Raw genomic sequence first — 11,776 nt, 5'->3', positions numbered from 1 at the left:
TTGAAACGCAATTTTTTTCATCAAAGCCCCTAACTCCGTTCAAAAAATATCAATCACGGACGCAACAAACTATTCAAAAGGCGCCCTTTTTACTCACCGCCCAATTTGTCGCGGATAAACTTTAAGGCTCTGAAAATTTGTGTCTCAACGGTTTTGGGAGATATATCCAGGGCTGCTGCTATTTCTTTGTGTTTCATTTCTTCGAAACGACTCATCCTGAATATTCGTTGTCGTTGTTCGGGCAACTCATTGATGGCTTTTTCAAGATCGGATTGCAGATTCTCGAGTGCCAGAAAGCTCTCAACACTTTCATTTTCATTGTTTGCCAGCGTCTCATTAAAGGAATCAAAAAAGGCATCAAGCGGCAATTTCCGGCTTTCGCGTTTAAGGTGGTTCAGGGCCCGGTGTTTAACTGATTTGAAGAGATAAGGCCTGATGAGTTTCTTGTCTTTAAGCTTTTCGCTTTCTTCCCAAAAAGTGATCAGCACATCCTGCACGATATCTTTTGCGGTTTCCTCGTCGTTCAGATACCGGGAGACATAAACACAAAGGTCGGGATATATTTCCCGAAAGAGTTGGTGGAATTCAGTAGCACTTATGCCTTTTTTATTTCGAGGACTATAGAGGCTAAAAAACCACATTCAGGTCTTTGTTTTCGATTTGTAACCAACAAGATACAAGTTATGTTTGAAAAAATGGGCTAACAAATGTGCGAAATCCTTTAATCCACGCAACTTTCAATACCGATTTCTTTATGAATCCGGGGTTACCTTTTCGCTGTTTACAGTATTTTATAGTGTAAGGAAGGACGTCGCAAACCCCGTTATCCATTAAATCAATCTCAGCGACAAAGACAAAAAGAAATTTAGGGAGGTTCGCCTCCCTTTTTTACATCCTTTCCGGCATTTCAATTCCAAGCAGATTCATCCCTTTCCGAACAACCTGTCCAACCGATGATGCCAGGATCAACCTGAAATTCATGGTACTTGGATCATTTTCACCCAAGATTGAATGATCATGATAGAATTGGTTGAACTCTTTAACCAACTCGTAACAATAATTGGCGATCACTGCCGGGCTGTAATTGTCGCCGGCTTCCTGCACTACCGAAGGGAACAACGACAAGCGCTTTAACAGGTCTTTCTCTTTTACCGATAGCTCGGCAACGGGAAGACCAGCATCCATCGTCAATCCTTTTTCAGTTGCTTTCCGAAGCACCGACTGTATACGTGCATAGGTATATTGAATAAAAGGACCTGTATTCCCATTAAAGTCGATCGACTCTTCAGGGTTGAACATCATATTTTTACGCGGATCAACTTTCAGAATAAAATACTTTAATGCAGCCAAGGCAATCATCCGGAACGTTTTTTCGGCTTCTTCTCCTGAAAGCGATTCCAGTTTTCCCAACTCTTTCGACATGTTACGGGCCACTTCGGTCATTCCGTCCATCAGGTCATCGGCATCCACTACCGTTCCTTCACGTGACTTCATTTTCCCCGAAGGCAGTTCCACCATCCCATACGAAAAATGGTACAGGTCTTTTCCCCATTCAAAACCAAGTTTATCCAACAAAATCGCCAGCACCTGGAAGTGATAATTTTGCTCATTTCCAACCACGTAAACCATTTTGTCGATCGAATAATCGTTGAAACGCATTTTCGCAGTACCAATATCCTGGGTCATGTATACCGAAGTACCATCACTTCGAAGCAATAATTTCTGGTCCAAACCATCTGCTGTCAGGTCGGCCCAAACCGATTGGTCTTCCCGCTGCGAAAAGATCCCCTCTTTCAGGCCCCGTATAACTTCGTCTCTTCCTACCAGGTAAGTTTCCGACTCGTAGTAAATCTTGTCAAAATCAACCCCCAGGTTTTTGTAAGTTACGTCAAAACCTTCATACACCCAGCCATTCATGGTTTTCCAAAGCTCCACGGTCTCTTCATCTTTGGCTTCCCATTTCCGCAGCATTTCGCGGGCAGCAATAATCGACGGAGCCTGATTTTCGGCTTCCTCCTTGGTCATCCCTCCGGCAATCAACTCCGCTATTTCGGCCTTGTAATGCTTGTCGAATTCCACATAAAATTCACCCACCAAATGATCGCCCTTCATTCCCGAGTTTTCCGGAGTTTTTCCGTTGCCCCACATTTTCCAGGCATACATCGACTTGCAAATATGAATTCCGCGGTCGTTTACGATGTTGGTCTTCACCACCTTTTTCCCATTGGCTTTTGCAATTTCAGAAATCGAAAATCCCAACAGGTTGTTCCGGATATGTCCCAGGTGAAGTGGTTTATTGGTGTTAGGCGAAGAATACTCCACCATTACCAGTTCAGAATCTTCGGTAACCGCTTTGGTTCCAAAATCCTGGTTCTGATAAATACCGCGAAGTACCTCTAACCAGTAACTATTGTTGATCACCAGGTTCAGAAATCCCTTGATAACATTGAAAGAATCAACAATATCGACCTTTTCACTCAAATAGCTTCCAAGATCATTGGCCGTTAATTCAGGCGATTTCTTTGACGCCCTTAGAAACGGGAACACGACAATGGTTACGTCTCCTTCAAACTCTTTCCGGGTATTCTGAACCTGCACCTGGTTAACGTCAATGTCTGCGTTATAAAGCGTTTTTAACGCTTCAACAGTTGCATTCTGAATGATCTTTTCAATGCTCATGATGGTGAAAATTTTTGAGTGCGCAAATATAACATTTTAAGCACAAAGAAGGGGTGGCTTCCGGGCATAAAAAAAGCCCTGCCAAACGACAGAGCTTTTTTGATGTATTTTGAAAACTACTATTTTCTGATTTTCGCAACTTCGAATTCAGTACGACGGTTTTCTTTTCTGTGCTTCATTGAATCGTTTGGTACAGCTGGTTTGCTTTCACCATAATTGTGTGATCCAACGTATGCATTGTTAACACCTTTCATCAGCAAGTATTTAACAACTGCCTGTGCACGTTTTTCAGAAAGTTTCATGTTGTAACCTTCGCCACCGATGTTACAAGTGTGACCACCTACAACGATTTCATATTCTTTAGAAGCATTCAGTTGCTCAGCCAGTTTGTCCAGCTCGGCTTTGAATTCAGGCTTCAATTCAGCTTTGTCGAAATCGAAATAAATAGTTTCAATTGTCATATCTGACCAGTCAGGACATCCGTTGTTAGATGCAGGACCAGCTTCTTGCGGACATTTGTCTTCACAGTCGATTACTCCGTCACCGTCTGAATCAAGCGGACAACCGTCGGCATCAACAGCACAACCTTTTGGTGTATCAGGACATTTGTCTTTTGGATCCGGAACGCCGTCACCGTCAGTATCAGGACAGCCTTTGAATTTAGCCAAACCAGCTACATCCGGGCACTCGTCATCTTTGTCGGCAATACCGTCACCATCGCGGTCAGGACAACCGTTCAATGAAGCAGGACCAGCTTCGTCCGGACAATCATCTTTGTAATCCGGCACACCGTCGCCATCGCGATCCAGCGGACATCCTTTTTCATCCACTTCTACTCCGGGAGGTGTATTCGGACATTCGTCTTTTCTATCTTTTACACCGTCACCGTCAGAGTCTTTGCCAGCACCTAAAGCAAATTCAACGATACTTGTTACCATAACATGGTCATCGTTTACGTCGCTTGCAACACCGTTTACACTTCTGACTCCGTCAATTCCTTTAACATAAGAACCGGCAACAAACAATGCTGTATTTGGGCTAATCGGGAATTTCAATCCTGCACCAGCGTCAAAGTTTACACCATTATCGTTGTTGTCCCACATGTAACCAACACCTCCGAAAAGGTAAGGCTGAACTTTGTTGTCTTCGTTGAAAAGTTTAAGACGAAGGTTCAATAACGGGTTTACTACGTCCAGTCCCGGATCATCGAAAGATACACGTGTATCCAACATCAAATCGAATCGTGGACTCAGGTAGCGACTTAAGTAAAAGTCAGCAAGGAAACCAGCAGACTCAGTCTCCAGATTATAATCGATCCCAGGCCCAAGACCTATCGCCCATTTTTTGTCTGAATTCTGCGCCATTGCAGCCCCGGCTACAAATACCAACGCAAGAAAGAAAAGAGTAAATTTTTTCATAATCTAACAGTTTATTATTGTTTTCTTTGAATTCTAGAGGCAATTTAAAAATTAATTTCAATCTTACAAAACAGTGACATTAGGTTGTGGTTTATTTTTACAAAACATTTTTTAACAAAACTAAACATTAAAATTATATAAATTCAAAATATTATACATTTTGTTTTCAATAATTGACATAGAAACCACAGGGCATAGCTACCGTTACGGGAAAATTACCGAGATAGCTATTATTCAACATAACGGACAACGTGTTACCGATTCTTTCTCGACACTGATCAACCCGGAAATGGACATTCCTTATTTCATTACCGACCTGACCGGGATCGATAACGAAATGGTGCGGAATGCCCCAAAATTTTACGAGGTAGCCAAGAAGATCGTCCAGATGACTTCGGGGCGCACATTTGTCGCTCACAATGTTAGTTTTGACTACAACTTCATTCGCGAGGAGTTTGCACGGCTTGGCTACGACTACAAAAGCAAAACCCTTTGCACGGTAAAGCTTTCGCGGAAACTGCTTCCGGGTCACCGTTCTTATTCATTGGGGAAATTATGTTCTGATCTTAATATAGCAATAGAAGGAAGACACCGCGCTGCCGGCGATGCCTTTGCTACTGCCAAACTTTTTGAAATTCTGCTGGATAAACACCAACAAAGCGAGGATAAAAATACGGTCCAGAACTACCGACTGTTCTGACAACTCCCGACTTATTCAGCACTTTCGCTTTCGGCTTCCTCTTCAGTTTCGGTAAAATCAAGTAATTCTTTTTCCTGAAGCGTATTGTACCACAAGATCACTTTCTTGATGTCAGAAACATATACACGGTCTTTGTCGTAATCGGGTAAAATTGTTTCGAAGTACTTCTTCAGTTCACTTCCCGATGCTTTTTCCGAAATAGCTGCTCCCCCATCCTCTTTGTCAGAAATGGTTTTGAAAATATCTTTCAACGGAACATCGCCCTCATTGGTATAGATTGCAATGTCTTCCAATGTTGAAACTTTAGCAGTAGAATAAACAGGCATCCTTTTACCTGAATCCAGTGATTCTACAATTATATTGTTTTTACTTTCGGCCACCAACTTAAACAATCCTGAATGACCTGAAACAGATAATATTCCTTTTAACATGATTCAAATTTTTGGCGAATATACAATTTTTGCCATTCTTTTAATAAAACAGAAACCGGGTACCTGAAAACAAGAGAATTCAAAATACCCGGTTTCTTCTATAATTAATTTATCCCGAATAAATTATGTGTATGTTATTTTTTGCTGAATTGGAGTTCATAAACAAGACCGGCTTTAAACCATCTTCCGGGCTGTACCACATTTTCGATATCGTTGTAGGTGGTATTAAAAAGGTTATTTACCGAAGTGTAAAGCCTTACGTTTCGAAGCTGATAAGACAGCTTCCCGTCCACTAGCCAAAACGGCTCGTAATTTACTTCACCAACCGGGGCCATTTCTTCAAACTTTGTGTAACTGCCTTCCCGGTCCTGGCAAACCAGCTTCAAATCAATACTTAGATTTTTCACCAACTTCTGATTGAAAGAGCATACCAGTTTATGTTTCAGGTTATCCAACACGTAACGCGAAATAAAATCGTCTTCCTGCTTGTCAACATTATTAAACAAATAGCTGACATCGATATTGGGAACAAATTCTCCAAAGCGGTTACGCAGTATCAACTGCACTTGTGCCTCTGCCCCCAGACTGGTCAAACGTGTTAAATTTTGGGTTGTCCAGGTTTCCTCTTCGGTTGCTTTTACCCAATCGATAATGTTTTTTCCTTTCCGGTAAAACACCACCACATGTCCTTTCACCACCGGCTTGCTAAATTTGATTCCCCCCTCAATGGCAGCCGATTTCTCTGGTTTTAAATCAGGGTTTCCTACATTGGTGGGTCCCTGGTAATAAAGATCAGTGAAAGTTGGCATTCGCAGCGAGGTATTAAAACTTGAATATAATTTTACTCCTTCCGAAACATCATAGCTTACATCAACGCCGGGGAAGAAATTAATTCCAAGATCGCTTCCTGAAATATAGTTCCCCATTATCCCGGCCGTAAATGCCCACTTGTTAATATATAAGGAGTGCTCCAGAAAACCGGACAAAGTGTTTCTCGAATCAGATTTGGTAAACTGGGCATCTTCTCCGGGAACGTCTTTAGGTTGGTCCATCTCTTTTCCGAGAACATTACTCAAAATGTGCTCGCTCCGGTATTCGATTCCCAAAGCTGTTTTCCCGGCTCCCCACGCAAACCACGAATTCAGATTTCCGCCATAGGTATGCGTCAGGTGGTGATTGTGTCCGCTGTACCACGAGGCCGGATTATCCCGGAATAACTCGAAGCGGTCCTGATGCCTCCTGAAATAAACCACCGGACTTAGATGAAGCGGACCGGAAGAAGTCCATTTCGCAGAAGTAAACAACGTTTTGGTGGCTTCGTACTGGTTCGGATATTTAGGCGTGTAAAAACTGTTTGCCCCAAACCCTTTTTCAGAAATACCCACCTGAACGTTCAGATCACCGTCCTGTGTGTTTAGGGAAGCCGAATAAAATCCGTTTAGCTCATCAAAATCGGTATTGTTAGTATACCCATCCGAGCGCTTCTTCCCAACGGCAAGCATGTGATTCAGCCTACCGGTTTTCACTCCGGCCGAGACATTCCCATCAAAATAACCAAAGCTTCCGCCCGAAACATTCACGGTTCCTGAATTTCCACCGCCTTTCCGGGTAATAATGTTAATGGCACCCGAAAATGCATTGGGGCCGTAAACACGCGCAGCGGGCCCTTCGAGCACTTCGATTCTTTCGATTTGGGCTAAACTGACTGGAAGATTTAAATTGTGATGGCCGGTTTGAGGGTCGGTGATGTTAATGCCGTTTAGAAGGATTAAGATCTGGTCGAATGTACCACCGCGAATACTAACATCCGCCTGGACACCTTCAGTTCCACGTTGTCGCACATCCACTCCGGCGATGTACTCTAACAGGTCCTGAACACTCTGAGCCGGTACCGCCTCAATTTCTTTTCTCTCGATCACGGATACAATCCGTGCTACCTGCGAATAAAGTGCAGGTGTTCTTTGCGCACTCACCTCGATCTCATCAAGGTCGTATTCCATTTTAACTTCCGAAGTATCCTGGGTAGTTGCCAGCGTAATAACAGGTGTCGACAGAAAATAAACAACTGCCAAAACCGAAATCGCCACAACTTTCTTCAGTGCAAGGAAAAGAGAATAACTCTTTCTTCCCCACCTTCGGAAAAACAAAACAGATTGCGCATCATGGTTAAACTTACTTGTTCTCATCATACAAAATCTATGAAGCAGCAAAGATATAAATTGAGATTGAAACAGCCGTACAGAAACCGCCAATACCCTATTCGACGCGTAAAGCACTGCATTCCTAACATATGTAAAAATCAACACAATAAGAAGATAAAAAATCTTTATATGGGATAGATTTAATCGACTGATTTTTGTCATGATTTATTTGCTTTTCAGGGGAACAAAAGCTTAAATTTGTTTAGACAAATTAAAAATAACGCGCCATGACTCAAATTCAATTCACCAACGCCCTGCTTGGATTAAGCGACAAATTACACTACTATGCCCTTAGTCTGACCTCTGACTCAGAGAGAGCAGATGATCTGCTGCAAGAAACTTTCCTGAAAGCGCTAACCTATCGTGAAAAGTTTACGCAGAATACCAATTTCAAGGCATGGATCTATACAATAATGAAAAACACCTTCATTAACGACTATCGTAGAAAGGTTAAAACAAAGAACACCTTTGAAGGTTCAAACAACGACTTTCACCTGATGTTTACAAAAGATAAAGTTTATCCGGCACCGGATTCTTTTTACAGTTCAAAAGAGATTACCAAAAGCATCAACGCTTTGGAAGACGAATACAAAGTGCCTTTTACCATGTTTTTGGATGGCTACAAATACAAGGAAATTGCAGAAGAACTAAGCCTGCCCTTGGGAACCGTAAAAAGCCGCATTTTCTTCACCCGTAAAAAGCTGGAGAAGGCGCTACACGAATACTCTGATAATTAATGATAATAAATGATTAGGTAATTAGGTCTTCAATTTCTGAAGGCCTTTTTTTGTTTTTGAAATCCAATCTAAAAATATCCAATTCTCAATTTTGAATGTAAAATATCCAACAAAATCCGAGAAATTGAATATTGAGAATTCAACATTGGATATTGTGCGTTGATGTAAAAAATCCCAGATAGGAGTATATATCCTATTTTTCATTTCTGTTGGTGATTCCCGGGAAACATGAATTTTTTATTTTTGAAATCATTAAATATTCCTTATTTTCTCTCTTCTTAAAAGAGATGTACTGCATGAGGAATGTGAGAGAATGAGCAGAGAGGTCAATAAAATCAACAATAATACACCGACATGAAAAATATAGCCGTTCATTTAGCCGAAGGATTTGAAGAAATAGAAGCCATCAGCATTATTGATGTGTTACGCAGGGCCAACCTGAAAGTAACTGTTGTGTCTGTGACCGGCGACCTGGTGGTAACCGGGGCACACCAGATACAAGTTACTGCCGATAAATTATTTGAGGATGTTGACTATTCTGAAATCGAGATGCTTGTTCTTCCGGGGGGAATGCCGGGATCGGCCAACCTGAAAGCTCACAGCGGCTTACGCGAACAGATCCTGAATTTTAATGACAATGGAAAACCATTGGGAGCCATTTGTGCCGCTCCGATGGTTTTCGGAAATCTGGGCCTGCTAAACAACAAAAAGGCCACCTGCTATCCGGGTTTCGAAGAAGAATTGCACGGAGCGGTTATCACCGGAAACGACGTGGAACAAGCCGGAAATATTATTACCGGGAAAGGAGCTGGTGTAGCCATTAAATTTGCACTGAAAATTGTAGAAAATATTAAAGGTCAAAAAGCTGCCGGTGAACTGGGCAGAAAAATGGTTGTAGAACATATGTAAAAAGTAATCCGAATTATGTAAAAATTACAACAGTTCCGGTATCTTCACCCCAAAATAAAACGATTATTTATGCCATCCAAAACTCACCTGTTGTTGCTATTTTTTTTCTTAGCCACAACATTTCTAAACCACGTATCGGCCCAGGACCCCGAAATAAAACTAAATGAAAACAACGACAAGCGTTGGAGAATTGCCTTAACCGGAGGAATGGGATACCGCGTTGCCAGCTCCAAAGATTCAAAGCAACTTTTTACACAGCAGGGATTTGACAAGTCGCAGGTTGACAGCTACTTTAAAGGAATAAAGTGGGGACCCAAAGCTTCGGCACAGGTTCATTATCTTTTTAAGGAGAATTATGGTATTGGTATCGATTATCAATTCCATTACGGCTCAGGTTCCATGAACGGCATTATTGATCCACAGGATGGGGTAACGCTTTATTACGGAGAACTTAAAGATAAAATATTTACCAATTACATCGGACTTTCGTTGTACGAAGAGATATGGGTTAAACCCGAAGTATGGAATTTCTACGCACAAGCATCGTTTGGGATTACGTATTTCCGGCAGGAAAATGAAACGTTTTACTCCCCGGTACTTATCACAGGCAAGGCTCCGGGCATTAACGCAGAAGCTGGCCTTGATTATTTTATTACTCCTCGTATCGCTGTGGGAGCCAACCTCAACTGCTTTCTTTCAACCATTTCGAAAATAAAAGTTGACGACGGAACTTCTACTACCGAAATCAAGCTTGAAGACAAACAACGCGAAGGCCTTTCGAGGCTTGATGCCGGAGTTGGCTTACGGTTTTACTTCTAAATCAACTACCTATGAAAACAAAACACATCAGCATTTTAGTCATTATCGGACTGCTTTTTTCGTTCAGTTTCCAGTCGTGTGATAATAGTTTCCTCGATGAAACCCAGAACCTGAATTACACAGAAATACCCGACACCCTTTTTGTTACCAACACAACACCCCCCTTTAGTCTGGATATGGAATTTAATACCGATAAGGCTCTCAACTGGAAACTGGTCCAATATCCGCTTTGGCTTGAAGTTCACCCCAAGGAAGGATCAAAAAGTGCCAACGGAAGCTCAGTTGTTGAATTCGGGGTTAAAGATTCTGATATAACTTTAGGGTTCGGTTTTTATACTTTCCCCCTGGTTTTCGATATCGGTAATGGAGAAATGATTGGCTACACCGTTGCATTGGCTCATTTGGGACATCCGTTAATACAGGTATCACGCAACAATATTTCGTTTGATAACACTTATAATAAATCCTTCGAAATTAGAAACAATAATGGTTACGGATTTTTAGCATGGCAAATCAGCAGCGCTCCTTCCTGGATAAAAGCCAACAAAACATCAGGGCTGCTTGATGAATTCACATCGGAAGAGATTATGCTTTCAGCTGACGTTAACGGGCTTGCCCCTGGGGAGTACAAGGGCACCGTAGTAATTCAAAGCAACGCCGAAAATACCCCGGTTTTTAATATTCAGGTGTATTTGCAGATTTCGGCAAGCGCCCATTACGGCAGTTACCGTCAGGGAGTACTCGTTGATACCCGCTTTAGCAAAACCCGCGACGAGGTTATTGTATTAACCAAATCGCCTAATCAACTCCTTTTTTTTAAAGAGGATATAAATAATCCCCAAATTGTTGAATTAAACGGAGTTCCTCAGTGCCTGGCTTTATCCGAAGACGAATCGTTGATTGCTGTTGGTTATTCAAATTCAAACCTCACAACCTATGACGCCCTTAGCCGTACTCCTTTAAAAACCTATAATTTGGGAACCATTCCAATAAGCATTGAGCTAAGCACTAACCAATGGCTTTATTTTATTGGCAAACGCGATTATTGGAATTATTTGCACAGTATAAACCTAAATTCCGAAGAAATTGTGCGTGCCAAAGAAGGCAAAAGCGGACTGAAAACATTAAAGAAAGTGCCCGGAAAACCGCTCTTATTGTCGTCCCGCCCCGGCTATTCGCCCGATGGGTTATTTTTGTTCGACATTTCCGAACCCGGCCAGACCGACTCAATAAACCTGTACCACATGAGCACCTATGGTTACTGGCCATCTGACGATGGAGAACGCTTGTTTACCGGTTGGAAGAATATTTATAACATGCCCGAATTTACGAGTGAAAATAGCTTTTACGTAACTGAGCCGCCTGTAATCGGACAACTCAGTTTTAGCAATTACCAAACCGTTGACTGTATTTCGAGCCAGCGTTCGTCGGAACGAATTTTTGCCGTTACCGGGTTCCACGGGTCAGATGCTTTTCTGATTTTAAAAGTATATAACAGCAATACGCTTGTTCAATTAAAGTCTTACGATATGATGTTTGTACGCCCCGATTCATTTACATCCACATGGACCGGGCGGCCTGTAGCCATTTTTCCATCGGAAGATAAAACGAATGTGTGGCTTATACAGAAATTTGCAGATTATATCAGTGACGAAACCGGAATCTGGTCAGTCACAAAAGTGGATATAACCAAATAATATCAGGATCGAAATAAAAGGTAAAAGTAAGTTTTAAAATTTCATGCTTACGAAATAAAAAAACGTAGGCATGAAATTGGAAAAACGTTGTTACGAAATTTTTGGAATCACGTGTGCGTTCTTTCCGAGAGAAAAGAAACAAATGAAAAAGCCGCTCTTCAATCATGAAGAGCGGCTTTTCTATT

The 11,776-nt window shown here is 41.8% G+C and carries 10 protein-coding genes; 5 read left to right on the top strand and 5 right to left on the bottom strand.

The window, feature by feature from the left end; translation table 11 throughout:
- Nucleotides 1–89 precede the first annotated feature (89 nt).
- The 3 genes from D1614_RS01105 to D1614_RS27820 form a co-directional block, all read right to left on the bottom strand.
- Nucleotides 90–641 carry an RNA polymerase sigma-70 factor gene (locus tag D1614_RS01105; RefSeq protein WP_119436035.1) on the bottom strand — a complete coding sequence of 184 codons (552 nt, stop codon included), beginning with the start codon at nt 639–641 and terminating at the stop codon, nt 90–92.
- Between the two features lie 247 nt (nt 642–888).
- Entirely contained in the window at nt 889–2,679 is a 1,791-nt protein-coding gene (gene argS, locus D1614_RS01100) for an arginine--tRNA ligase (RefSeq protein ID WP_119436034.1), read from the bottom strand.
- A 119-nt stretch (nt 2,680–2,798) separates the two neighbouring features.
- Entirely contained in the window at nt 2,799–4,097 is a 1,299-nt protein-coding gene (locus tag D1614_RS27820; RefSeq protein WP_119436033.1) for an OmpA family protein, read from the bottom strand.
- Nucleotides 4,098–4,257: 160 nt separating this feature from the next.
- Between D1614_RS27820 and D1614_RS01090 the strand changes: the two genes are divergently transcribed.
- Nucleotides 4,258–4,797, top strand: coding sequence for a 3'-5' exonuclease (locus D1614_RS01090; protein WP_119436032.1), 540 nt, complete (start codon nt 4,258–4,260; stop codon nt 4,795–4,797).
- Nucleotides 4,798–4,808: 11 nt separating this feature from the next.
- Here D1614_RS01090 and D1614_RS01085 read toward each other — a convergent pair whose 3' ends face one another.
- Both D1614_RS01085 and D1614_RS01080 read right to left on the bottom strand, forming a co-directional pair.
- Nucleotides 4,809–5,228, bottom strand: a complete 420-nt coding sequence (locus D1614_RS01085) for a DUF5606 family protein (RefSeq protein ID WP_119436031.1) — start codon at nt 5,226–5,228, stop codon at nt 4,809–4,811.
- Between the two features lie 134 nt (nt 5,229–5,362).
- Complete coding sequence (locus D1614_RS01080) at nt 5,363–7,417, bottom strand: TonB-dependent receptor plug domain-containing protein (RefSeq protein WP_162304370.1); 2,055 nt, start codon at nt 7,415–7,417, stop codon at nt 5,363–5,365.
- 239 nt (nt 7,418–7,656) lie between these two features.
- On the opposite strand from D1614_RS01080, the gene D1614_RS01075 reads away from it, so the two are divergent.
- From D1614_RS01075 to D1614_RS01060, 4 genes are all read left to right on the top strand, one after another.
- Nucleotides 7,657–8,166: an RNA polymerase sigma factor gene (locus D1614_RS01075; protein ID WP_119436029.1), complete on the top strand. Its 510-nt coding sequence runs from the start codon at nt 7,657–7,659 to the stop codon at nt 8,164–8,166.
- A 354-nt stretch (nt 8,167–8,520) separates the two neighbouring features.
- Nucleotides 8,521–9,075 carry a DJ-1 family glyoxalase III gene (locus D1614_RS01070; RefSeq protein WP_119436028.1) on the top strand — a complete coding sequence of 185 codons (555 nt, stop codon included), beginning with the start codon at nt 8,521–8,523 and terminating at the stop codon, nt 9,073–9,075.
- 69 nt (nt 9,076–9,144) lie between these two features.
- On the top strand, nt 9,145–9,894 hold the full coding sequence (locus tag D1614_RS01065; RefSeq protein WP_119436027.1) for an outer membrane beta-barrel protein: 750 nt from the start codon (nt 9,145–9,147) through the stop codon (nt 9,892–9,894).
- Between the two features lie 11 nt (nt 9,895–9,905).
- Nucleotides 9,906–11,591 (top strand): BACON domain-containing protein, encoded by a 1,686-nt coding sequence (locus D1614_RS01060; RefSeq protein ID WP_119436026.1) that lies wholly within the window; start codon nt 9,906–9,908, stop codon nt 11,589–11,591.
- The last annotated feature ends 185 nt before the right edge of the window (nt 11,592–11,776 follow it).

This window comes from Maribellus luteus (assembly GCF_003576475.1).
GTDB classification, from domain to species: Bacteria; Bacteroidota; Bacteroidia; order Bacteroidales; family Prolixibacteraceae; genus Draconibacterium; species Draconibacterium luteum.
This window is presented reverse-complemented; position numbering and strand designations above follow the sequence as displayed.